Origin of the sequence: Pseudomonas sp. AM14(2022), assembly GCF_036346455.1 — a bacterium.
In the GTDB taxonomy this organism is placed as follows: domain Bacteria; phylum Pseudomonadota; class Gammaproteobacteria; order Pseudomonadales; family Pseudomonadaceae; genus Aquipseudomonas; species Aquipseudomonas putida_A.
In genome coordinates, this window is the sequence record NZ_JAOTNY010000002.1 from 377,343 (window position 1) to 402,683 (window position 25,341).

The following is a 25,341-nucleotide window of genomic DNA, read 5'->3' on the forward strand; positions in this document are numbered from 1 at the left end:
GCACATCAAGAATCGAGTTGTGCCAGATAGTCCCACGGGTAGATCCCGCGTTGATGGCCGTCGCTGAACACCAGTTGCACGCCGTAGCCCTGCGGGTTGATCTCAATCAGGCGAACACGCTCATCCACCAGCGGCGTCAGACCTTTCAGGCGAAACGCGCGGCACTGCGAGCACGGGCACTGGCGGCGCAGTTCGGCGTGATTGAACAACGATTCACGGCCGTCCGGCCAGCTCAGGCGCAACGTCTGCCGGCTCTGCGAATTACCTACCGTCAGCGGGTTCATTGCAACTGACTCAAGGCAATCCGCACCGCTTTGCGCACTTCCGGATCACCGTCATCCTGCGCCGCCTGCAACGCCGCCACCGCGCCGCGATCATGCAACTCACCGAGGGCCAGCGCAGCTTCCTTGCGCAGGTTGCTGATGCGATGGCCGAGGGTTTCGATCAAGGCATCCAGCGCCGGTGCAAAACGCAGGCGACCGAGGCTTCGGGTGGCGCGCAGGCGCACTTGCCAATAGTCATCGCCGAGGGCTGCGATCAACGCCGGCCCGGCGTCGCTGTGGCCGACCTTGCCCAGCGTCGTGGCCGCCTCTTCACGCACTTGCCAGGCATCGTCCTGCAGCGCTTGACGCAGGGCTGGCAGCACCTCGGCGCCGGATGCCAGACCGAGGGCACCGGTGGCGGCGCGGCGCACTTCGGTGTCCGGGTCGGCGCTGGCCAGACGCGCCAGAGCCGGCAGTGCGTCGAGCTGCTTGAGCCAGCCGAGCACGCCCACGGCTTCGCGGCGCACGTTGGCGTCGGCATCGCTCAACGCAGTGATAGCAGCCGGTGCGGCCTCGGCGAAACGCAATTCGCGCAAGGCACGGAACGCGGCGATTCGCACACTGACCTCAGCATGATCGGTCCACGGCAGAATCACCCGGCCTGCCGCTTCACTCTTGAGCAGGCTCAGGCTTTGCGCGGCGGCGGCCTGCACTGCCGCAGATGGATCGGTCAGCGCCTGACACAGCGCAGCCACCACCGGTTCGTCTTCCCACGCTTCCAGCAGCCGCGCAGCTTCGGCGCGGACTTCTTCGGCCGGATCTTCGCTCAGTCTTTCGACCAGCCACAGCAATCCGTCTGGCTCCTCCAGATCCGCCAGTTCGATCAGGGCAATACGTCGCACACCGGCATCGTCTGCGGTCAGACGCGGTTGCAGGGCGAGGATGTCGTCGTTATCGGTCACAGCAAAAAATGAGGTCATAGGGCAAATCGCGGCAAAGGGTTTTCGGGAGGCAGACCGAGCGGATTGAGGCGCGGCAGCGGTCGGGGGTTGTCGTGGCGCAGCAGGTCGAGGCAATGGCGCTTGAGGCGGGAGAATTCGGCACTGGTTACCAGCTCAGTGGTGCGCGGACGCGGAAAGCCCAGGCGCAGGTCTTCGATGATTCGCCCCGGACGTGCGCTCATCACCAGCAAGCGGTCGGCGAGAAACAGCGCCTCGTCGATATCGTGAGTAACGAACACCACGGTGGTGCGAATCCGCGTCCAGATGTCCAGCAGCAGCTCCTGCATGTTCAGGCGGGTCAAGGCATCCAGCGCGCCGAACGGCTCGTCCATCAGCAGCAGCCGTGGACGGTTGACCAGCACCCGGGCGATTTCCACCCGTTGCTGCATGCCGCCGGATAGCTGATCGGGCCAGCGCTCGGCGAAGCCGTCGAGGCCCACCAGTTTGAGCATTTCATCGGCCTCACGCTGGCGCTCGGCTTTGCCGATGCCGCGCATCTTCAGGCCGAAAGCCACGTTATCGCGCACCGTGCGCCACGGAAACAGCGTGTGATGCTGGAACACCATGCCGCGTTGTGGCGACGGCCCGGACACCTCGCCGCCATCGACTTTGAGGCTGCCGGTATGGGCGCTCAAGTGTCCGGCGAGTGCGCCGAGCAAGGTCGACTTGCCGCAACCGGACGGGCCGAGAATGCACACGAACTGGCCCGGTTCGATCTGGCAATCCAGCCCTTGCACGGCTTCGAAGGCTTGCTGCCCCTCACCGAGAACGATCGACAATTGGCGAATATCGATCCGCCCTTCCGGGGTTTGCATTGCGCTCATCAGGCTTTTCCTCGTGGTCGATGCCAGGGCGTGAACAGCCCGCCCAGGCGCTTGATCAGCAGACTGCTGCCCATGCCCAGCACACCGATCAGCAGCATGCCAACGACAATGTCGGCGTAGTTCTGGATGGTGTAGGACTCCCAGGTGTAGTAACCGATGCCGAACTGGCCGGAGATCATTTCCGCCGTGACCAGACAGAACCACGAGGTGCCCATGCCGATGGCGAGGCCGGTGATGATGCTCGGTGCGGCGCCGGGCAAAATCACTTCAAGCAAAATCGCCCGGCGCCCTGCCCCGAGGCTTTTTGCCGAGGCGATCAGGCGCGGGTCGACGCCTTCGACGCCGTGCACAGTGTTGAGCAGGATCGGGAACAACGCACCGGTAAAAGTGATGAAGACCATCGACAGCTCCGACGACGGAAACATCAGGATCGCCAGCGGAATCCACGCCACCGCCGGAATCGGCCGCAGCACTTCCAGCGGTGGCAGCAGCAAGTCTTCGGCCCATTTCGAGCGGCCGATGGCCAGGCCCAAGGCAATCCCGATGATCAACGCCGCGAGGTAGCCAGCGAACACGCGGCCGAGGCTCGCGCTCAGGTGCTGCAGCAGCTTGCCGGAGTCGCCCAGGCCCAACGCCGCTTCGATCACCGCCAACGGGGTTGGCACGTTGGCGAAAGTGACCAGACCGAGATTCCAGTGGTGGCTGGCGGCTAGTTGCCAGAAGAGCAGGCAGAGCAGCAAAGAAGCAGCCCTTGGAACCCAGCGCTTAACAGAACTGAACATAAATATTCCTTTCAACCGAGATCCCCTGTAGGAGTGAGCCTGCTCGCGAATGCGGTGTGTCAGTTGTTGATGTGTTGTCTGACACAACGCTATCGCGAGCAGGCTCACTCCTACAGTTGACCGAGTTGTTCTGCGGGTTAGCGGGCAGCCACGGCCTGGGTCGTGGCGTCGGTAAAGTCGAAGACCTTGCCACCCTGCGCCGCCGCATATTGCTGGGCCTGGCCCTTGAGCAGAAACGCGCTCAAGCGGCCCTTGGCATCGCTGGCGAACCACGCCTGATCGGCGAGCAATTTGATCCCGCTGTCACTGGCCTGGGCATACACCGCGCGGATGTTTTTGCCGTCCTGTTTCAGAGCGGCCAACGCGGTGAAGGCCGATTCCACCGAGGCGTACTGGCGTACTTTGTCTTCGCCGCGCACCCAGATTTCGGCGACGTGGCTGAAGTCGGTGATGGCTTTGCCGGTCACCGCATCCAGCGCTTTCAACGGCGTTTGCGCGTAATTGGCGAGTTGCGCGGTGTAGTCCAGATTCGCGGCCTTGAACGCGGCGCGGATGTACTGATCGTCGATGAAGGTGTTGAGGTCGAGGCCGCGATCAGCCTTTTTCAACAGCTTCAGGGTGTCGATCGCGGTGCCCACCGCCTGACGGTATTCCGGCTTCCAGCTCAGGTCGCGGGTCTGCACGCCAAGCGGGCCGTGGAACAGGTAGTTGACCTCGGCATCGACACCGGTGACTTTGGCGATCAGCTCGCTGTACTTCTCAGGCTCAGCAGCCAGCAACTGATTGGCCTCGATGCTCGCCCGCAGATAGGCGACGACGATTTCCGGGTATTTTTTCGCGTAGGCCTGATCCACCAGCGCACCATGGAAAGTCGGTGCATTGGCCTGGGCGCCGTCGTAAATCTTGCGGGCGAAACCACGGCTCGGGAACAGTTCGGCGAACGGCACGAAATCGGCGTGGGCGTCGATCTTGCCGGCCTGCAATGCAGAGCCTGCGACTTCCGGCGGCTGAGCGATGATGTTCACGTCTTTGAGCGGGTCCCAGCCCTGCTCCGCCACCGCGCGCAGCAACATGCCGTGGGCGGTCGAAGCGAATGGCACCGAGATGGTCTTGCCCTTGAGTTCACTCAACGACTGCACTCCGGACGCGCTCGGCACCACGATGCCGTTGCCACTGCCCTTGATGCTGCCCGACAACACACTGATGAACAGGCTGTGCTTGCCGGCGGTTTCGAACGCCACCCCGTTGAACGCGCCGGGGAAATCGGCCATGGCGCCGAAGTCGAGTTTGCCGGCGACCATCTCGTTGGTCAGCGGCGCACCGCTGGTGAAGTTTTTCCACTGCACGTCGTATTTCGCGTCTTTGTAGGCGCCGTCGTGCGGCAGGTATTTGTCGAGCAGACCGAGCTCGCGAATCAACAGCCCGCCGGCGGCGCAGTTGATGGTGGTGTCCTGGGTGCCGATGGCAATGCGGATGGTTTCGGCCGATGCCGACAGGGTGAATGAAGCCAGTACCAGACCGGCGATTGCTGCACGCAACATGGTGTGTTTCCCCTCGAATCATTTATTGGATGTTCGTCTCCGCCGCGATCAGGGCGCGGTGGGAAACGAGGGGTTTCGGTTATTCCAGCGTCCGGGGTATGCCGGATGGCTTTTTGAGTTACCAACATTCCAGTGTGGGAGGGGGCTTGCTCCCGAATGCGGTGTTTCAGTCAATAAGGATGCCAGCCATGCCGGCCTCTTCGGGAGCAAGCCCCCTCCCACAGGGGATCTCCTGTCTGCTGGTATTTGTATCAGCGCAGGAGATAGGGGATTTCGACTTTCACCGCACCAGTCGGGCAATCCTTCTCACACGGCATGCAGTACCAGCATTCATCGAACGCCATGTAGGCCTTCTGCGTGGCCGGGTTGATCGCCAGCAGGTCCATCGGGCAGACGTCGACGCACACGGTGCAGCCCTTTTCGGCGATGCATTTGTCCTCGTCCACAGTGACCGGGGCATTGGAGCGGAAGAAGATTTCCTGGGCTTGATAGGCCATGGTTCGGACTCTCTTTTTGTGGTGTATCAAGCGGCAAATGCGCCGACCCGCAAGCGGTCATAAGCCTGCATTTCTTCGGCATCGAGCGGGATGATGTAAGGCTCGACGGGTTTCTTGAAACTGGTCATGCGGCCGTCTTCACCCTTCTTCAGATGGCAATGGCAGAACCACTCACTGTCGTTGCGCTGCGGGTGATCGATGCGGTAGTGGTACAGGCCCCAACGGCTCTCGGCGCGGAACAGCGAGGCGCGCGCGGCCATTTCGGCGCAGTCGCGGATCACGCTGGTTTCCATCGCGCGCATCAGTTCGTGGGCATTGTTGGCCTTCATCTGATCGAGGTCGCGCTCGATGTCGCTGAAACGCTGCAAGCCGATCTGCATTTTTTTGGTCACTTTCGGCGGTTGCAGGTAGTCGTTGACGAAGCGCCGCAGCTTGTACTCGACTTGTGCCGGCGGCAGACCCTGTTCGCGATCCAGCGGCGCATAGACCCGCGCTTGTTCTTTCTCGATCTGCGCGGCATCCAGCGTCGAGAACTCGCGCCCGGCGACGAAGTCCGCCGCGTTGTGCCCGGCAAACCAGCCGTAGGTGAACGCGCCGAGCATGTAGTTGTGCGGCACGGCGGCCATGTCACCCGCCGAGTACAAGCCTTTCACCGAGGTCTCGGCCCGCTCGTTGACCCACACCCCGGACGCCGAATGGCCGCTGCAAAAACCGATCTCCGAGATGTGCATCTCGACCATCTGCGTGCGGTAATCGGTGCCGCGATTGGCGTGGAACTGACCACGACTCGGGCGCTCGTTACTGTGCAAGATCTCTTCGATGTTCTGGATGGTTTCCTCGGCCAGGTGATCGAGTTTGAGGAACACCGGGCCGTTGCCGCTTTCCAGTTCCTGGTGAAACTCCCACATCATCTGCCCGCTCCAGTAGTCGCACTCGATGAAGCGTTCGCCCTTGTTGTTGGCGGTGTAGCCGCCGAGCGGGCCGGTCACATAGGCGCACGCCGGGCCGTTGTAGTCCTTGATCAACGGGTTGATCTGGAAGCATTCGAGGTTCGCCAGCTCGGCCCCGGCGTGATAGGCCATGGCGTAGCCGTCGCCGGCATTGGTCGGGTTTTCATAGGTGCCCATCAGGTAGCCCGAGGACGGCAGACCGAGGCGACCGGCCGCGCCGCACGCAAGAATCACCGCTTTGGCCTTGATCACATGGAAATCGGCGGTACGGCAATCGAAGCCCATCACCCCGTTGACCGCGCCCTCCGCGTCGGTGAGCAAACGGGTGCAAACCAGACGATTGGTGATACTCACCCGCGCGCGTTTCAACTGGCGGTAAAGGACTTTTTTGATGTCGTGCCCTTCCGGCATCGGCAGCACGTAGGCGCCCATGTGGTGGACTTTTTTCACCGCGTAATCGCCGGTCTCGTCCTTCTCGAACTTCACGCCCCAGCGATCCAGTTGCTCGATGGTTTCGAAGCTGTGAGTGGCGTAGGCGTACACCGCCGCTTGGTTGACGATGCCGTCATTGGCAATGGTAATTTCCTTGGTGTACTGCTCCGGCGTCGAGTGGCCGGGGATGATCGCGTTGTTCAGGCCGTCCATGCCCATGCTGATCGCGCCGCTGCGTTTGACGTTGGCCTTGTCCACCAGCAGCACGCGCAAGTCGCGGTTCTTCTCTTTAGCCTTGATCGCCGCCATCGGGCCGGCAGTGCCGCCGCCGATCACGACGATGTCGTATTCCTGTTCCAAGGTCTTGCGGGTCATGTCACGCCCCTTTTTGCCGGTCGATCCGCAGGCGGTACTGGAACGCATCGCCACGGTAGTAAAGGTGTTCGAAGTCCAGCGGCTGGCCGTTGGCATCGTGGGTCAGACGCTCGATGCGCATGATCGGCGAGCCGGCCTCGACGTTCAGTGCCTGGGTCAAATCGCTATCGGCCAGCACCGCGTCGATCGCCAGATCGGCGTGGCCGAGGGCGATGCCGCAGTCGTTTTCCAGAATCAGGAAGATGTCGCGAGTCACCAGATCGGCCTTCTCCAGCCGTTCGCCGACGGCTTTGGGCAGGTAGGTGATTTCCAGCGAGATCGGTTCGCGGTTGATCAGCCGAACGCGTTTGATCTGCGCCACGGTCTCGCCTTCGGCGACTTGCAGGCGCTCGGCGACACGTTTGTCGGCGGGGATGAATTTGAAACTGCGCAGGCGGTTGATCACCTCGTAGCCGCGCCCGGTCATGGACTCGGCGAGGCCTTGCAGGCTGCTGACGTTTTGAAAGGTCTTCGGCTTGGCGACGAAGGTGCCCTTGCCGTGGATCTTGAAGATCAGCCCTTCTTTCTGCAGATCGCCCAGCGCCTGGCGCACGGTGATGCGGCTGACTTTGAACAGCGTGCCGAGCTCACTTTCGGACGGCATCTGGCTGTCTTGCGGGTATTCGCCATCAAGAATGCGTGAGCGCAGGACGTCGCGCAGTTGGGTGTGCAGCGGGACACTGGGTAAGGAGAGAACGTTATCGGTCATCAGGGATCACTTGTTATAACGAGTTATGACGTGATCTTAGAGACGTTATGACAAGCTTGAGAAATATTGTTTGGGCATAACCTTAGACACGACGACACACAGACTCTTGTGGGAGGGGGCTTGCTCCCGAAGGCGGTGTGTCAGGCGATGTAAATACCAGCAATGCCGGCCTCTTCGGGAGCGAGCCCCCTCCCACAAGGAAATGGTGTTGTGGTCTGGAGCATCAGTGCCGTTTGAGGATCTGGTCCATCACCCAATCGGTTTTGAGGGCTTGTTCGGCGACGGCCGGATGCTGCGAATCGCCACGAATATGCGCATTCATGCCCAGCACGTGATGCCACTGAATGTGCTCGTGATGGGGGATTTCCAGGCTGATCTGCTCATCGGCGAACAGCTGCACCGGATGCTCGTCAAACACGGAGAACGCGATCCGACCCTGACTGCCGATAATCTCTACCCGATCCTCGCGCCGATCCGCCACAAAGCTCCAGCAACCCATGCCCAGCGCGCCCGAGGCAAACCGCCAACTGGCGCTGACCGCATCTTCCGCCGCATACAACCCGGCTTGCCGGGCGGTGAAACCGGCGACTTCAGCGATGTCGCCGAGCAGGTACTGGAACAGGTCAAAACCATGGCTGGCCAGATCGGCAAAATAGCCGCCGCCGGCCACGCTCGGGTCGGTTCGCCAGTTGGCGCTGCCGTGCAGATCCGCCGCCGATGGGGCCTTGGTCAGCGTCCAGCTCAGGTGCCGCACCTCGCCGATGCGGCCCTGCGCCAGCCATTGCCGAACCTGGGCAAAGCGCGGCAACGAACGGCGGTAGTACGACACGAACAAGTGCAGACCGGCGTCGGCAAACGCCTGCTGCATTTCGAGGCTTTGCCCGGCGTTGAGCGCCATCGGTTTCTCGACACAACAATGCTTGCCGGCTGCAGCGACTTTCAGGCTGTAGGCGTGGTGGCTGTCGGGTGGCGTGGCGATGTACACCGCGTCCACCTCGGGATCGTTGATCAGCGCATCGACATCGGTGTAGGCCCGGGCGATACCGTGGCGCGCGGCGTAATCGTTCACCGCTTCAAGGCGCCGGCCCATCACCGCCACCAACGCCGAACCGGGCGCCTTGTAAAAGGCCGGCCCGCTCTTGCGTTCAGTGACGCTGCCGCAACCGATCATGCCCCAACGCACCACGTCCATGCTCAACTCCCTTTGTTTGAAACACTCAGCCGATGCGCAACGCGCGCAGATCGAGGTGGCCGTCCTTCAGCGGCGGGCACCAGTAGTAGCCGCCGGTGATCGGTCGGCTGATGCGATACAGACCGTCAGTGATGCCGTCTTCCAGACCGCTCATACGCCGCAGTTGGGCCTCGAAGGCGTCCAGCGAAAAACCGAAGGCGAGGAACATCAGGCCGGCGCGATCACCATCGATCCACGGCATCGAACGGCGTACGACGAAGGCTTCGGGGGCGAAGCTTTCCTGGGCGGTACGTTTGACGTGGGCGGAGACTGGCGCGTCGTCGATCTCTTCGTTGTCGCTCAAGCGACGGCCCATGATGTTGTCCTTGTCTTCGGCGGACAGCTTATGGAAACCCTTGAGGTCGTGCTGCCACTGCTGGATCGCGGCAAAGCTGCCACCGACCAGACCATCAGCGCCCTCACCCAGCAACGCGGCGGCAATTGCGGCGTCATCGTGCGGGTTTTCGGTGCCGTCTTCGTAGCCGGTCAAGTCGTGGCCGTCCTTGTGGCGGAAGGCCTCCTGCATGTCTACCAGGCGCAGCGCCGGGGCCAGCGCGGCTTCGAAGGCGTGGCAGCGATTGAGCAATTCGCCACGATCGACACCGTGCAGCCAGACCCACAGTGCGTGCTGGGTCGACGGGTTTTCCACGCCGACGCCGCTCATGGCCGGAAAGCTGCGCAGACCGTCGATTTGCACGTTCAGGGCTTTGGTCAGGGATTCACCGAAACCGATCACCGCCGACTTGCCGTCCACCAGATTCATCAGGTTGTCGATCGCCTGCGGCAGTGCTTCAACAGACGCAAGGGCAAAAAACAGGTGACGTGCTTGCGCAGGAACAGGGGTGGCGAGAATGCCCGGCTGGTAGTAACTCATGTGAACTCCTTGGGAAAGTGCGCGGGAGTTTACCTGTGGCCGGAGGGTTTGTGGGGCTGAAATACTGATGAGTGGCGCACGGAAGCCTGTGGCGAGGGAGCTTGCTCCCGCTCGGGGGCGAAGCACCCGCAAACCCCGCCGGCATGGTGTGTCTGGAGAAATGGCGTGGCAGGTTTTGGGTCTGCTGCGCAGCCCAGCGGGAGCAAGCTCCCTCGCCACAGGGGACCGATGTCTAAGCGCTGCTTGCATCCTGTCGCCACGCACTCGGGCTCATCCCCGTCCAGCGCTTGAATGCCCGGCGAAAACTGCGCACATCGCTGTAGCCGACTTCTTCGGTAATCCGCTCGATGGGCATGTCCGGATTGGCCAGCAGACTCATGGTCCGCGCCTGACGCACCTGTTCCAGCAGCGCTTCGAAGGTCAGCGCATGCTCGGTCAAACGGCGGCGCAAGGTGCGGCTGCTCATGTTCAGGTCGCCGGCGATTTTTTCGATATGGCTGCCTCTGCTCAAGTCCCGGGCAATCGCCCGCTCTACGGCCTGAATCAGATCGAGTTTCTGGTGCACCTGCGCCGCTTCCAACTCCAGCAACGCAACCGCCTGACGCAACGCCAGCGAATGATGATTGGGCAGGTTGACGTCCAGCCACCGGGCATCGATCAGCATGCGATTGTGCAGGCAGCCGAAGCGCACATCGGGCCCGAGCAAGCGGTGGTATTCGCTCAGATAATCCGGTGCAGCGTGCACAAACTCCACGGCGATCGGCTTGAAATCAACTCCGGCCAAGGCCCGGCCATATACCAGCAGGCTGGCGAAAAACTCTTCGACGGCGAACACCTGCACATCGGCAAACGGCAAGCGACATTCGGCATCGAGATGTACCTGATCGCCAATCACATCGACGCTGGACACCACGATTCCGCCGGAGGTGTGCTGATGGCGAATGCCGAGGGCAAAGGCATCGCGCAAGGTCTTGCACAGCGAAAGCACATGCCCGAGCAGCCCCAGCGTACCCAACACATTCTGCGCGCCGACCCACAGCCCCAGGCCCTGATTGGGCAGCACTTTGAGCGCCCGTTGAATCATCGCCACGGCCTGGCGGTAGGAAATCCGCTGCGCCGGATCCTGCAGATCTTCGAGGGTGAAACCCAGGCCACGGCACAGGCTTTCGGGGTCGATGCCTTTGTTGTGCACGACTTCGGCGAGGGTTTGCAGAAGGAACGGCGAGACCAGCGCCAATTCGAAAGTGGGGTCTTGGACTTTTACGTTCATGGGGGCTGACATTCCGGATCACGCTTGATTGTTATTTTTGTAACCGGTTATGTCGAAGGAAGTTAGCACAGGGTTGGCCGACTGTCCGCAGAAGTCCCCCTAACTGTCCGCCAATACCCTGCCCCGTCGGGCGCCAAGCGCTTATTTCTATGGTGCCGGACGTTCTGCGTACCGGCGCCACGTCCCACCACAATAATAATGAGGACAGCCATGAGCCCGAACCGCGCCACTTTCCCCTTGCGTCTGGCACTGACCTTGCTCGGTTGCACCGCGTCCCTGCCGGCCCTGGCCACCGAAGCCGGCGTCGACAACATCGGCCCCGGCACCGACGGATTCTTCATGCTGCCGCTGGAAGTCGACAGCCTTCCGCAGAACATGGTCGCGTTCAACCTCTACTACAACCATTACAAGTCGACCAAGCTCAACATCAGCTCGTTGGGCGGCAAGGTGCCGAATGTCGACATCGAATCCACGGCGGTGATCCCGCGCATTGATTACCTGAGCCCGGTGCGCGTGTTCGGCGGGCGTCTGGCCGGCTACATCGCCCAGCCGTGGCTGAAGCAGGAAGTCTCGGTATACGGCCTCAGCGATACCCGCGAAGGCATGGGCGACACCACGATTGCGCCGATCATCCTGTGGGACATGGGCAAGAACCTGACCCTCGGCGCCGCCCTGGAAATCACCGTGCCCACCGGCGAATACAGCGTCGATCGGCTGGCCAACACCAGCAACAATTTCTACACCTACAAGCCGCTGTTTTCCTTCACCTGGCTGCCGACCGACAAGACCGAAGTGTCGATGAAGACCACTTACAGCTTCAACGAGAAGAACAAGGACACCGACTACAAGTCCGGGCAGATCTTCCACTTCGATTACTCGGCCAGCTACAAGATCACCGACGATGTGATGCTCGGCCTTAACGGCTATTACCTCAAGCAGACCACCGACGACAAACAGTACGGCCACACCGTGCAATTCGCCGGGCAGGATGTGGACGACGGCGTGCGCGGCCAGGTATTCGCGATCGGCCCGGCGTTGCATTTCACCTTTCTCAAATACGCCAGCGCGGAGATTCGCTGGGCCAAGGAGTTTGACGTGGAGAACCGGCCAGAGGGGGAAATGTTGTGGGCGAAGGTGAGTATTCCGTATGCGTTCTGAGTGCATTTGTAGGAAGGTGCGCGCGGATTTGTAGGCTGGCAACCTGAAAAACAGAGTGGAGGAATAGGCCTACAACGGCGGTCGAGATTGCCGGACAACGGAGGGAACCGTCCGGCAGATTCCAAAGGGGCGCTTGCAGATACTGGGCTTCGTTATCCCATGGTTCTTCGAGAGCTCATGGGGTACATCGTCTGCCAGTGACGACAATGGGCCATTCCCCCTTAAACTGCTGAGATTGATCACGGAGATCACTATGAGCTTATTACTTTCCCCGTTTTACTCTGACTTCGAATCCGAAGAAGAGGCAGAGAGCTACGATCGCTGGTTTCGTGCCAAGGTACAGGAGGCACTCGATGACCCCAGCCCTGGCATTCCCCATGATGAAGCTATGGCAATGCTTGACCAGATGCTGGAAGAGATGCGCAGGAAGCGCCGCGCTGCTGCTTGAATGGAGCGATCAAGCTCTGAACGATCTGGCTGACATTATCGATTACGTTGAACAATACAACTCCAACGCTTCCGTGGCTCTACAGCACAAGGTTGGTGCAGCAACGCAAAGGCTTTCATCAATCCCCTATGGTTACCGGGCCGGTCGAGTGCCAGGCACTCGGGAAATGGTGGTCAATCCGAACTATCTGCTGGTCTATCGAGTGAACGGGCGCATCAAAATACTGACGTTAGTCCACACCCGACGACAATACCCACGAACCTCATCAACATAAAAAAAAGGGCGGCCAAAAGGCCGCCCGAAGCGTACTACACGAGAGTCTTTCACAACGTCAGTTGCCCACGCTCCTCTTCGGTCAGCTGCTGTTTCGCCTGTTCATCCAGCACCCCGGCGCCCAGCACCTGCACCGGGCTGTTCGGGTTGTATCCGGTCGCCGGCGCACGACTGGCACCATCACGGCTCGGCGCCAGTTGTTCGTTGCCGAAGCTCAGCACCTGCACGGTGAACACCGACGCCTGGTTCTGCCGCGCTGCTGCTTGCTGCTGACGCGCCACGTCCTCAGCGGCCTGGGTTGCCGAAGATGCCGCCGAACTGGCCGAGGTGATCGCCCCGGTGTTCACCGCAGCCACCACCGGTACGCCACTGGTCTTGCCTTGCACGGCGATGTTGGCGGCGTTGACCACGGTCAGCGCGGCGATGTTGACGTTGCCCGAGACACGAATCCCCGCCTCGCCCGCATCGATGGTGCCCAGCGGCGCGATCAGGTCGATGTCGCCGGGTGCGACTTCGGCAATCGGGTTAAGGGTGGCGATACCCGCACCGGTGCTCGGCACCGATGGCGACAGGGTCACGTTGCCCCAAGTGTCATAGACACGTTTCGGCGGGGTGTAGACCACGGTGGTTTTCGAGCCTCGACCGGCGTTGATGTCGCCCTCGGCCGACCAGCCGAGGATCGAGCCGCCGAAGGTGGTCATGATCCGGCTCTGCCCCAGCAGAATGCTGCCCTGCGAGTAGAGCTGAATGTTGCCCGCCCCCTGCGTAATGATCCCTGCCGTGGACGGTGGCGCCGCGCCTTCGATGCCGAACACCTGACCACCACCCGGTGTGAGCATCTGGATATCGCCGCCGAACAGCGTCTTGACCCCTGCTCCGCCATACAGCGTGATGTCGCCGTCGTAACGCAGCGGATTGCCCGCCACATCGGTGCTCGGGAACAGTGCGGCAATGGCGTTGCGACCGCGCAGATAACTGCCTTTGCGCGGACCGTCAGCGTCGTTGTATTCCAGGCCGCCGGCGCGCAGTTCGGCGAAGTACACCTGGCGCGCAAAGATCGCCTGCTCGGCACTTGGCAGCGCGGTATAGAACGCCTGTGCCTGCTCTGCGTTGCCGCTGAAGCCGTAGCCGAGCGTCAGCCAGCTCTGCAACTCGTCGAGGTAGGTCTTGACCACTTTGCCCGGCTGGCCGTTGAGAGAGGCATTCGGGTCAGCAAGGTTCTGCGGATTCAGGTAACGGGCGATGAACTTTGTGTAATCCGGCCCCTGCGCGCCTGCGCCCGCCTGCAATACCACGCTGGCACCAGGCCGCAGATCCCCGGCCACTATCGAGCCGAGACTGGTGATGCTGGCGCGGTTTTCCATCAGGATGTTGCGCCCGGCATTGATATCCAGCGTTCCAGGTCCGGCGATATCGATGCTGCTGTAGAGAATGTCGCGGCCCGCCGACACCCGGGATATACTTCGCGGGTCGTTATGAACGAACAGGTTGCCGGTCGAGGTGATGCCTTCCCGACCCACGCCCATCTCATCGGGCTGCACGGCTGTCGGTCGACCCAGGTTGGTCCCGGATGCCACGATGTCGCGGCCGGCAATCATCCAGACAGGGCCTGCTGCTTCGTACCAAGTGCGTTTCGAGGTATCGAAACTCAACGTCTCACCACTGCGTATCCCCACCAGATCGCCGGTCAGGGCATAGAACCGTGCCGGCCCTTGCACATCATTCAAACCGGAATAGCTGTCGGGCCCAAAAGCGAACAATGGATAACGCGAATTACCATCCGGTTTAACACCGTCACTGCCGTAGTTGCTCTTGAGTGGCGTGTTGGAGTTATTGCTGGCAAAGGCCAGGAATGACGGCCTGAACGGGGTGGCGATGGCCAGCGGGCTGGCACCGGACTGATTGATCGCATAGCCGCCGGCGTAGATCGACTCACCGGCCAACAGTTCGAGCTGTCCGGATGTCGAAGGGGCCAGCAACAGTGAATAAGCGATTGTCCGTGACAAGTCGCGCTCGCTGTAAGCCGCCGAGGGCCCGGCATAAATCGACCCCTGCGCCGCCACCGCCCGAAGAATCGACGGGTACACAAAACGTCCATCGGTGGACGACGAATTGGCACCGCTCACAGGGGTGAGATTGGCGTTTGCCTCGGCCAATTGAGTACTGGGCGTGAGATTGCCCCCAGCGGAAAACAGATCGATGGCCGTGTGGTCGGTCCACAGCGAAAAGCCGCTCAGGATGCCGCCAGTGCGGATATTGCCGTTGTCATCAAGCAGTGGCGTGGCATTGAGCAGGCGCACACGTCCGGGGTCTGCCGCACCGCCCAACACCAGGTCTCCACGGGTACTGAGGCTCATGCCCGAATCGCCGGGAATCAGCACCAGGCCACCGGAGGCATTGCTGGTCGTCGAGGTGAACGGATCCAGCGGTCGGGTTTCACGGACATCATGCAACTGCGAGTTGGCACCGTATTGCAGATTGATGCCGCCCAGTGCCCCTCCGGTCAATTGCGCTGCACCGCGCAAGTTGATCAGTGCGCCTTGCAGGTCGTGCCTCGGCGGCTGAGTCCCGTTATCCCCGGCCCGCGCTTGCAGCGATGGATTGAGTGCGCCGCCGAGGTGAATGTCCATGTCGCCACCGCCGGTCATCTGCACGCTGCCATCGCCGGCGACACGCCCGGTGCTGCCGACGGCAACGATCAGCCCTTGGCTGCGCGGATAATTGACCGCATCGCCCAACGGTCTGAGCATCCCGGCGTCGCCACCGGCACGCAGGCTGATGTTGCCGCCGCCCAGGGTGCCGAATCCGGTGAAGCCGACCAGGTAAGGTTCGGTATTACTGTCAGGCGTCATCAACCGAGTAGCGTAACTGCCAAAGTTGATCCACCACGCTGTGGGCACATCCGGGTTGCCCGTGCCTTGGCGCCACAACCAGTTGCCCACTGACGCACTGGCGATCTGTTCGCGGAAACCGCCATTCACCGATTGTGCTTTCGTGCCGACGGAATCGCCGGAAACCGAGCCACCGGCATTGATTGTCAGGTTGCCGCCCATCTGCGGATACCAGGCCTGATAGAGGCTGTCGCTGCCACCGTCGACCCATTTTTCATAAGCGGCACCGGAGCTGCCCAACACCGAATTGCTGTCCGACAGATGCCCACGTTTCTGGTTGTACAACGGATCGACGTTCGCTGATTGAGTGCCGGCGGTATAAACACCGAACGGTGAATCCATGCTGAGGTCGCCGGCAGCCATCAGATCGAGATCGCCTGTACCGGTGCGCAGCACACTGAACATCTGACTGTGGGCCTTGGCGGTTGTACCGGGATTATTGCCGATGCAGAACTCCGGATAGATTTCACAAAGGATCTGATACTCCTCGGGAACGGGTTCGTAGTCAGGTCCCTGACCATTGCCCGGCGCCCAGACCCAACGTGCCATCGGCACACAGAGCCCTTCCACCTGCGCACAGATCTCCAATTGGTCATCGGGCACAGGGTAATATCCCGGAAGGTCATACGGATTGTCGGGTGCCCACACGAGTATCCCCGTTGCCTGGGTAAGCGTGACACCGTAATGAGTGTCCGCCAGCCGCAGATTGCCATCGGTGGTCACAGGCTTCACGGCACGGCTGTCGGCCGCAGCAAGATCTGCACCCGCCACCACGCGCATCGACCACGACGCACTGCCCGACGGCAGCATGCTGGCCACCGCCCAGTTCTTGCCCTGTTGTGTGCCGTTGAACGGCCGCAACTCGATCAGCGAAGTGCCTTCGGCGAGCTTCACATCGGTCATCGACGGAATCAGCGAACCGCGCAGCAAGGCCAGTTCGCCCTTTAATTTCACCCCGGCGAACGTAGTCAGGTCTGCATCGTAAACGCTGGGCAACGGCACACCCTTGGGCCAGTTCATCGCTTGCAGGGCGGTGGCCTTGTTCAAACGGATCCCGGCACCCAGGCGAGTGTCAGCGGGCAACGTCACGCTGTCGCTGAGCAGCGTACCAGCGGCGTACAGCAGATGACCGTTGCTGTCGTGAATCGCCCCCGCCAGCACGGTGCCGGCGCTGAAGGTATACGCCTCAGCCAACACTGCCTGAGTCGGCAGCAACGTGCCACTGGCCAACACTGCGCCCTGGAGGGTCACGTCGTAATTGAGCGTGGCGCCTATCGGGAACTGTGTTCCTTCGGCCAGCGAAACACCGCTGCCCGGCACAATCAGGTCGCCACCGAATGGCTGCACACCTGCAATCAGTTTCCAGCCGGCATCGTCCTGGGTTTCCGGCGGCGGCGCGAAGCCGTCATTGATGCTGCCGTAAATATCGAGGTTGCCACCGGCGCGAATCACCAGGCTGCCCGCCTCCCCGGAACCATATACAGAAGGGTTCGGCTGCGTGTGCGGATTGAGGCTGGCGTAACGGTAACCGGACAAGTCCAGATCGCCCTCCACCACCAGATCACCGTCAGCCGTCTTGCTGGCGATCTCCACACCGGGCCGCAAATGGAATGCATCGGCATACGTGGCGTTATTCAACCCGGCGAGTTTGCGTTGCAGCAGATCGTTATTGCCTAGTGCGGCGTTGATAAAGTCATTGCTGTCGCCGTGAATGCGTTCGAGCATGGCCTGATCGATGACTTGATACGCTCGGCCACTGACCGCCGGATCGACACCATCGCGGGCATCGGTGTAGCGGCGCATACCGTTGAGGCCGATGGAGCGAGCGCCCTGAATGGTCAACACACCACTGGCGTCGATGGCGATGTCATTGCTGCCCAGACGCGGCGCGTTCAGCTCCAGCGTACCGCGCAGCATTCCATCGTGTTGCCCGGCAAGGAAACCGGGCACGGCATCAGTGCCGTGGCGCAAATCGATCCGCGCGCCGTTGCCCAGCGTGAGCAAACCATCGCCGGAACTCAGTTCAACCGTGGCACGGTTCGGCGCATCGATGATCTCGCCGTAGCTGTCGACCCGCAGCACGCGACCATGGGCATCGAGCACGCTGCTGCCAGTCAGCGTCAGGCCATTTTTCGCCGACAGACGAATGCTGCCGACTCGTTCGCCGCTGGCATCGATCAGACCGGTCGCCGTCAGGCTGCCATTGTCCACCGACACATTGATCTCACCAGCCTTGAGACCGTCGCCGATCACCAGATTGCCTTGCTTGAGTTGCAGGCTGCGGCTGCCGTACACCTGCCCGGCGTTCAGACGCTGATTGAGCGCGGCGAATTGCTCGGTGGCGTCACCTCCCAGGCGCTGCGCGCGAATGTCCACGCCACCGGCTTTGTACGGCACCAACGTGCCCCCGGCGTCGTAGTAACCGCTGCTGCCGCCGACAATCTCGCCTTGCAGATCGACCATCCCGGCCGCATCGGCCAGAGCGACGACGCTGAGGTTACCGGCCTGATTGTTCTTCGCCGACAGGTCGATCCGCGAGCCCGCAGCCTGACGGATATTGCCGTTGGCGCTGTACAGCGAGACATCGCCGCCCCAGCTGTATTTGCTGACATCGTTGAACGGCAAGGTACGTCCGGCCAAGTCCAGCACCGCACCATTGCCCAGCGTCAAATCGCCCTCGGACTTGACGGTCAGCTTGCCGCTGGCCAAGGCGATACGGCTGTCGAGCACGACATCGCGGGCTTCAAGGTTCAACTCCGCCCCCAAGGCATTGGCCACCCCGGCAGCCCCGGCGCCGCTGAGCGTCAGGCTGTTGCCGGCCTTGAGCAGGCTGACCGATGCCGCGTCACCGGTGAGCAACGGCGTACGCAGGTTCAGATTGCCGCCGCTGTAGCGGTAACCCGTGAGCGGATCGTAGGCGCCCTGCTCCTGATACACCGCCAGGCTGCCCTTGTGATTGGCGGTGATGCGCTCGCTGGCGCTCAGGTTGACGTTGGCAAAACCCAGCGCCAGACGATTGTTCTGATCCAGTCCGCTGGCCTGAGGCATCGGGCCGTAACCCAGTTCGATCCGCTGGGCCTGAATGTCCAGCGTACCGCTGCCGGTGCCCGCACCACCCGTGATGACAGCGCCAGGGCTCTGGGTAGCGCCGTTCCAGATCAGGTTGGCCGTGCGAATACTCGCCACATCGTTGGCATCGCCCAGACCATAGATCGCCGGGGTGACCAGCACCAGATTCTGCAGTTTGCTCTGACCGGTCTGTGGATCGATCGTGTCGAGGCTCACGCTGCCGTAGAAATTGAAGGCATCGCGAGTGGTCAGGCTCAGGGTTTCCAGGGCCGGCGCGGCAAACTGCGTATCACCGCGCAGCAAGCGGTCGAGTACGTTCTGGTTCAACGTGAGACCAGCGGGCACGCGGCTGCCTGCCGCCGCCAATGCCTCGGCGCTGCCGGCATTGACCGAGCCGACCGACAGTGCGAGATGACGGGTGCCGAAACGCACCGCTTCACCGAGTTCGAACTGGTTATCCGTGGCGGCAGTGATGCTGCCGTTCGAATACAGCAGGGCCGGATTGTTGCACGCACTCGCTGCGCAAGTGCCGATCCGGATGCTGCCCGCGCCGCTGATGCCGCTGGCCGCTTCCGGCGCCAGCACATTGGTCCAGCCGTTGGAAACGACCAACAGGCTGGAACCTTTCGGCTCATAAACGTAACCGGCCAGCGAGTCGTAGGCCACGTTGCCACGCCCCAGCGTATTGATCCCGCCTCCCGCCTCGACCGTGATGCCGCCAAGCGTTGACGTGGTACGCAGCAAAACCTGCGGCGCAGACAGAATCGCCCCTTCACGCAAGACAATACTTTCACTCGCGCCCAGGAAGCCGATGATGTTAGCGGTCGTGTTGTACAAGACATTCGGCATCGCACCGATGGTCAGCCGCCCCGCGTTGAGGCTGTTGAGCGTGTCGGCGTACAGCGACACGCCGTTGAAACCCGGTGTCGATGCACGGCCCGCACCCAGTATCTCGAAGCTGCTCCCGGCGTTGCCGCCACGTACCACCGCCGTGCCGGCCATGCCGCCCTCGGCAGCCTCGAACAGCGTGCGCCCGTTGAACTGCAAAGCGATGTCTTGCTTGCCGCCGGAGGCCAGGCGCAGATCCAGTGTCTTGCCGTCCATCGGTGCCAGCGCACGCGGCACACCGCGCCGGGCGGCGTCGCTCTGGATGAATTGAGAGAAACCGGTTTCGTTGTACTGCGAGTAACGACGCAACACATCGGCTGACGTGAGAATCAACTGACTGGCCAGGCTGTCACGCAGGCCGGTATTGGCAATCGACATCTGCCCGCTGCTGGTCCATGAACCATTGCGCAGTGGCAACGCCCCCGTTGTCACGCCGGGTGCTGCCTGACCGTTTACCTCAACCCGGAACGCACCAGGCATCAGGGCAAACGTTGACGGCAACAGTGTGTAAGTACCCGCCGCCAACCCCGGCACACCGGCGCCAATAGTGATCTGCTGGCCAATGCGCGGATCGCCCGCACCCGCTTCGGCCAGCATCGGCGCGTAGCTGCTCTGGTTGCCGGGCACGATGGCATACACCGGGTTGCTCGCCAGCCCCGGCAGGCTGAAGGTGCCGTCAGTCGCAGTGCGCACCAGCGGGTTGAAACGTGCATCGGTGGAACCCCCGCGACCGGACACGAAACCGGCGCCACGCAGATCGCCACCGCCGGACAGGTCGATGACCGCACCGCTTTGCACATCGGCGAACTGCGTGCCGATCGACACGCCTGATGTTTCGCCGGAGATGCCGTTGAGCACCACGGATTTGCCGTTATAGCGATAGTCGATACCGTCCGTGGTGCCACCGTACGGCATGACCAGACCGGCACCGCTGACCGAAGTCAGACTGCCCGGCAGAAGACGAACCTCGTGAGTGGTGCTGAGCAAATCGTCACCAAATACGATCTTGCCCAGCGGTGCACGCAAGACACCGCCCTGTTCGATGTCGGCAGCAGAAAGAATCAGCGTTCCGAATGCCGAGTACGGCACCGCAGTCGGTGCCGCGCCGTGGCCGCTGATCCGCAAGGTGTGTTCGGAAACCGGGACCGCGCCCTGATAACCGGCACGCACCTCAGCCTGAATGCCGGTGGCGGGATAGATCTGCGCCGCACCGAGGTTCAAGTCGCCCGGCGTCCACAGCCTGGTTTTCTCCGCACCATCATTCGGCGCGAGGAAGCGCAGGTCGCCGCTGCTGTCGAGGCTCACCAGACCGAAAGCCCGACGGCTGTATTCAACGGCCGGCGCCTGCCGTTGCAGGATCGAACCCTGAGTCCCGAAGGACAGGCCATTGCCCACGTCCAACAAATTCGCGGAGGCATTGAACGTCGCGTCGGACAACCGGGTCGTCGGGCCAGGGAGCAGTCGTGGGCGCATCATGCTGAAGCCGGCAAAGTAGGTGCCCACACCCGACAGGCGCAGGTACGGAGCACTCAAGTCGATCCGTGCCGTGCCTTTGGAATTCTCGGCGAGAGACAGCGCTGCGGCGAACAGACTGAGGCTCTGATTCATGCGCAGATTGACGTCACCGTCAAACGACAACAGGCCGTTGCTCAGCAGGCTGAGATTGTCGAAACCGCCCGTCATCAAGCCATCGGCACTCAAGCGGGCCTGACCGTAACGCAAGCCATCGGCGCCTTCGCCGGGTTGCAGGTTCGCGGGCAGCAGCCCGTTCCCTGCCGCCTGACCAATGATCATTTCCCTCGGTGCCCGCACCGCGTTGCTCGCCGAATCGGAATACAACGGCGTCTCCAGCGCCAGTTCCAGACGACCACCGGCCGCCCCGACGCCACCCGCCGCCGCACGCAAGTTGCCTTCAACGAAAAGACCGTTATAAGAACTCAAACTGATGCGCCCGCCGTCCGTTGCGATACGCGTCGGGCCTTGACCGGCGATATCCAGAACGGCCTCGGTGCCCGAGGCATCCAGCCGCGCGCCCGGACGTACAATCACGTAGGCATCGGCAGCCGTGGCGGTTGCCAGTTTCGAATCGATCTCGCCGCCGATGATGAGGCTGCCGCCCTTGCCGACCTGCCCGTAAGTGCGGCCCAGGGTGTCGGTCGCCGTATTGGCACGCCCGGCGACATCCAGCACGGCCTGCTCGCCGATCCAGATCGAGCGGTCATGTGCGTTCGGATCCGCCGCTTGAATCGAGGTGGCCGGCTGGATCGAGCCGAATTGTTGCTGACGAATATCGATCGTGCCGCCCCACGCATTCAGTTCACCATCGACGGTGATCTGCCCGGCACCGCGCAGCTTGATACTCTGCCCCAGGTCGACGCTGATGCGCGAGCCACGGCCCAGGGTCAGGGGGCTGTTGGCCGCGTCTATCAGACCGACCAGCGTCGCGCCACCTTGCAGTGTCAGGCTGGCGCCGGCGCGTTGGGTTAGCACGCCCTTGGTCGGGTTTTCCTGGAACAGCGTCGGTGTCCACAGTTCCAGCGCCGTTCGCGGATCGGCGCCACTGACCTGGTTGGGTGCCGCATCACCGAAACGGTACACCGGCAGGGTCACATCAATCGCGGCGCCTTCGGCAACGTCGAGCCCGTTGAGACCGATCAGGTTGTAGGCGGAGAACCCCTTGCCGAACAGGTCAGTGGACAGTTGCAGGGTATTGTCTGCCAGGGCTTTATCCGTCTGGCCGACGAGAATCCTGTTGGCCTGCACCGTCAAGGTGCCGCCGCCCGTGACGCCGTAACCGCGCAGTTCGCCATTGAGGTTCAGATGCGATGTGCCCGGCGCGGAAATGGCACTGGACTCCAGCGTCAGATCACCGCCCTTGCCACCCCGGGTCTTACCGTTAGCGAGCACAGCGCCGCCGGAGGACACATCGAGCAGACTGCCTGCGCCCATATCGATATCGCCACTGCTGCGGATCGACAGCAAACCGCCATTGAGGTACGCCAGACTCGCACCATCATCCGGGTTGGTGCGCAGGTTGCTCCACACGCCACGGGTATCGAGTTGCACACCGTCGGCCACAGTGACTTGCGTCGCCTTGCCGACCTTCGCCGTGAGCCGAGTGTCAGCGGTGTCGCTACTGAGAAACTGATTGAGCACGTTGCCCAGACGCAGGCTACCGCCACGCGCGCTCAGGTCGGCGCCGATCTGCACATCCGGGGAATACAGGGTGATGTCGCCACCGTTATCGACCGTCAGCGCGCCGTCAACAACCACCTGATCCCTGGCTGCAACCTTGAGGGCACCCAGACGGACGCCGTTGAGTTGATCGTTATCGAGATACAACTTGCCCTTGCGCGACTCGGACACTGCGGCGCTCAGGTTCAGATCACTGCCGGCGAGCGGACGCTCGCCACCAATCTGCACCTGATCCAGCGTCGGATTGAGGGTGTAGAGCAGGCCATTCGACGCCGCGACGAAGGTCGGGTCGTAACTGCCGACGATCAACTGGGCACGCCGGGCCAGCGCGGTCTGGCTCTGCTGATAGCCGTCGAGCAGCGGTTTCGGCGCCTGATTCTGCCGTTCGCCCTGATACACCTCGCCGATCATTTGCCCGTCGAGTACGGCGTTGGCGGTGGAAATCACCAGTTGCCCGGCATCGCGACCCACGGTGTAACCCGACTCGAAACGCGAGCGCGGGGCAATCAGCGGGCTGTAGTAATAACGGGTCTGGCCCCAGCGTTGGCTGCTGTCTTCATAGCCTTTGTAGAGGCCGGTGTAGAGCAGGTCCCCCGGCGCGCGCGACACTTCATACAACTTGCCGTCGGCGCCACGCAGCCAGCTCTGGCGGATCTCGCCGCTCTGCACATCCAGGGTGCCGCCGGACAGGTTGATCAGCGAACCTTTTTCCGTGACCACGTCATTGCCGGCAAAACTCACCGTGCCGCCCTGGGCCATCCATTCGCCGACACTGTGGCCCTGAGTGCCGAGATAACCGCCGACTTCCAACAGGCCACCGGCGGTGTACCAGCGATCCGTGGCGTAGCCGTTGGTGCCGGCCGGTACATACACCAGATCGCGAACATCGACCCAGATGTCATTGCTGTTGAGCGCGCCTTTCTCGCGGTTAACCGAGGCATCGCGCTGCTCGTTGCCTTGCACGTTGATCTTGATGCTGTTGTTTTCCATTGCCACTTTGACGCCGAGGGCACCGGACACATCGATCATCGCGCCGTCGCGCACCAGGCTGCGGCGTTGTGCATTGACCGCAACCTGACCGCCGGTGGCCAGGGTGATCGAGCCATTCTGGAACTCGACACTGCCGCCGCTCTGAATCTCGATACGCGACTGGTCGCCACGGATCCGGTTATTCGCCGTGACGCCCGTCAGCGCGGCCTGATGCTGGCTGTCGAGGGCGGTCAGGTCACTGCTGTCGAGCATGATGGCCGTGGCGCTGCCCTGCCCCAGCGTCACGCTGCCGTTAGCATCGGTGCTCGGGTTGGAGAGGTGAATCGTGCCCCGCGTCGCCACTGACGTGCTGGCGAGCAACACACCGTTCTGCACGACCTCGTGCCCAGCCATTGTGATGTCACCGGTAGACGACTGGATCAGTCCGTTGTTAGTGACTTTGCCCGTAAGGGCACCGGCCTTGAAACCCGGTATGACTTCGTTGCCGAAGGTGGTGGACAGCGCATTGCCTTCGGTGCCCGAGCCTTTGCGGATGTAGAAACGGTCGCCGGCCGCCAGCACGGTCTGGCCCTTGATGGTGTTGATGTTGCCGTCGTTCTGTACGTCGCTGCCGAGCAGCAAGGCATAACCACCGGCAGCGGTGGACGATGCCGGCTTGTGGGTGTCGATGGAGGCACCGCGTTCCACCAGCACCTTGCCGGCGGCATCGGTGAAGGTCGGCTGGGTGCCGGTGCTGTCGAAATACAGCCCACGATCACGGAACTGGATATCGGTGATGCTGGCGGCAGCGGCCACCAGGTTGCGCACGTTGACCTGACTGCTGCCGCTGAACACGATGCCGTTGCGGTTGATCAGCATCACCGTGCCGTCGCCCTTGATCTGGCCCTGGATCTGGCTGGCCCGGGCATTCGGATCGTTGACGCGGTTGAGCACCGCCCAGTTCGACTGCTGGGCGAAATCGACCGTGGTATTGCGACCGACGTTGAAGGTTTCCCAGTTGAGAATGGCCTTGTCGGCGGTCTGCTCGATTGTCACTGTGGTTTTGCCATCGACCTGGGTCTGCTGCGGGCCCTTCGCGTTCTGCCAGCCTTGAGTCAGGCTGTTGTCGACCTTCAAGCCACCCTCGCCCAGGCCGTCCGGCACGAACTGCACCGTGCCCAATGCGGCGGCTCGCCCGGCCGCCTGCGCCGCCTGTTGTGCGGCAATCGCGGCAACCGTGTTGTTCAGCGTCTGAATCGAGCGCTGCAACTGCGCTTTGGCCTTCTGCTGCTGGGCCAGCGGCGGTGTCATGCCCGGCAAGCCACCCACGCTCGGACGTGCCGCCGCAGCCTGTTGCGCTGCGCCCTTTGCCGCAAACCAGCCCGAACTGAACGCCGTCTGCGCCTGCGCACTGCCCGCCACCAGACACAACGCCACCGCGTGTGCCAACGGCTTGAGCAGCCAAAGCGACGGCTCGACGGTTTCACGCTTGGAGGACAGAACGTGGGTACGACGACGGGATGGGCGAGCGAGCATCACTACGAGATCCTTTTTGATTGCCACACTTTGGTTGCCAAAGATGCCGCAGGCCTGCAAAAACCTGCTGTTACGTCATAGGCAGTTGGCGGAGGGCGCGACCGAACGGATGTCACACAAACTTCA

At 62.2% G+C, this 25,341-nt stretch carries 15 protein-coding genes; 3 read left to right on the top strand and 12 right to left on the bottom strand.

Translation table 11 applies throughout. The annotated features are described in order from the left end of the window. Nucleotides 1–5: 5 nt before the first annotated feature. The 11 genes from V3W27_RS05300 to V3W27_RS05350 all read right to left on the bottom strand — a co-directional run bounded on the left by V3W27_RS05300 (nt 6) and on the right by V3W27_RS05350 (nt 10,788). Nucleotides 6–284 (bottom strand): DUF971 domain-containing protein, encoded by a 279-nt coding sequence (locus V3W27_RS05300; RefSeq protein WP_330206089.1) that lies wholly within the window; start codon nt 282–284, stop codon nt 6–8. Continuing rightward, entirely contained in the window at nt 281–1,243 is a 963-nt protein-coding gene (locus V3W27_RS05305) for a HEAT repeat domain-containing protein (RefSeq protein ID WP_330206090.1), read from the bottom strand. Before V3W27_RS05305 ends, V3W27_RS05300 begins: the two co-directional genes overlap by 4 nt. Further along, nucleotides 1,240–2,088 carry an ABC transporter ATP-binding protein gene (locus V3W27_RS05310; protein WP_330206091.1) on the bottom strand — a complete coding sequence of 283 codons (849 nt, stop codon included), beginning with the start codon at nt 2,086–2,088 and terminating at the stop codon, nt 1,240–1,242. Before V3W27_RS05310 ends, V3W27_RS05305 begins: the two co-directional genes overlap by 4 nt. Next, nucleotides 2,088–2,870: an ABC transporter permease gene (locus V3W27_RS05315; protein ID WP_330206092.1), complete on the bottom strand. Its 783-nt coding sequence runs from the start codon at nt 2,868–2,870 to the stop codon at nt 2,088–2,090. Before V3W27_RS05315 ends, V3W27_RS05310 begins: the two co-directional genes overlap by 1 nt. A gap of 137 nt (nt 2,871–3,007) precedes the next feature. Beyond that, complete coding sequence (locus tag V3W27_RS05320; protein ID WP_330206093.1) at nt 3,008–4,411, bottom strand: ABC transporter substrate-binding protein; 1,404 nt, start codon at nt 4,409–4,411, stop codon at nt 3,008–3,010. 251 nt (nt 4,412–4,662) lie between these two features. Beyond that, a complete protein-coding gene (locus tag V3W27_RS05325; protein WP_007959413.1) occupies nt 4,663–4,908 on the bottom strand; it encodes a 4Fe-4S dicluster domain-containing protein in 246 nt (81 codons plus the stop codon). Between the two features lie 26 nt (nt 4,909–4,934). Continuing rightward, nucleotides 4,935–6,665, bottom strand: a complete 1,731-nt coding sequence (locus tag V3W27_RS05330; RefSeq protein WP_330206094.1) for a fumarate reductase/succinate dehydrogenase flavoprotein subunit — start codon at nt 6,663–6,665, stop codon at nt 4,935–4,937. Between the two features lies 1 nt (nt 6,666). Further along, nucleotides 6,667–7,413 (bottom strand): GntR family transcriptional regulator, encoded by a 747-nt coding sequence (locus V3W27_RS05335; protein WP_330206095.1) that lies wholly within the window; start codon nt 7,411–7,413, stop codon nt 6,667–6,669. A gap of 223 nt (nt 7,414–7,636) precedes the next feature. Next, nucleotides 7,637–8,605: a Gfo/Idh/MocA family protein gene (locus V3W27_RS05340; protein WP_330206096.1), complete on the bottom strand. Its 969-nt coding sequence runs from the start codon at nt 8,603–8,605 to the stop codon at nt 7,637–7,639. 25 nt (nt 8,606–8,630) lie between these two features. Continuing rightward, nucleotides 8,631–9,518: a Dyp-type peroxidase gene (locus V3W27_RS05345; protein WP_027613656.1), complete on the bottom strand. Its 888-nt coding sequence runs from the start codon at nt 9,516–9,518 to the stop codon at nt 8,631–8,633. Nucleotides 9,519–9,750: 232 nt separating this feature from the next. Further along, the gene (locus V3W27_RS05350; RefSeq protein WP_330206097.1) at nt 9,751–10,788 is read right to left on the bottom strand and encodes an AraC family transcriptional regulator; all 1,038 of its coding nucleotides are present in this window, start codon (nt 10,786–10,788) and stop codon (nt 9,751–9,753) included. Between the two features lie 210 nt (nt 10,789–10,998). Between V3W27_RS05350 and V3W27_RS05355 the strand changes: the two genes are divergently transcribed. The 3 genes from V3W27_RS05355 (at nt 10,999) to V3W27_RS05365 (ending at nt 12,668) form a co-directional block, all read left to right on the top strand. Further along, a complete protein-coding gene (locus V3W27_RS05355) occupies nt 10,999–11,946 on the top strand; it encodes a SphA family protein (RefSeq protein WP_330206098.1) in 948 nt (315 codons plus the stop codon). 253 nt (nt 11,947–12,199) lie between these two features. After that, a complete protein-coding gene (gene relB, locus V3W27_RS05360) occupies nt 12,200–12,394 on the top strand; it encodes a type II toxin-antitoxin system RelB family antitoxin (RefSeq protein ID WP_095136765.1) in 195 nt (64 codons plus the stop codon). Then, nucleotides 12,327–12,668: a type II toxin-antitoxin system RelE/ParE family toxin gene (locus V3W27_RS05365; RefSeq protein ID WP_222019420.1), complete on the top strand. Its 342-nt coding sequence runs from the start codon at nt 12,327–12,329 to the stop codon at nt 12,666–12,668. Before relB ends, V3W27_RS05365 begins: the two co-directional genes overlap by 68 nt. A gap of 49 nt (nt 12,669–12,717) precedes the next feature. On the opposite strand, the gene V3W27_RS05370 is transcribed toward V3W27_RS05365, so the two are convergent. Further along, nucleotides 12,718–25,215 carry a filamentous haemagglutinin family protein gene (locus V3W27_RS05370; RefSeq protein ID WP_330206099.1) on the bottom strand — a complete coding sequence of 4,166 codons (12,498 nt, stop codon included), beginning with the start codon at nt 25,213–25,215 and terminating at the stop codon, nt 12,718–12,720. Nucleotides 25,216–25,341: the final 126 nt, after the last annotated feature.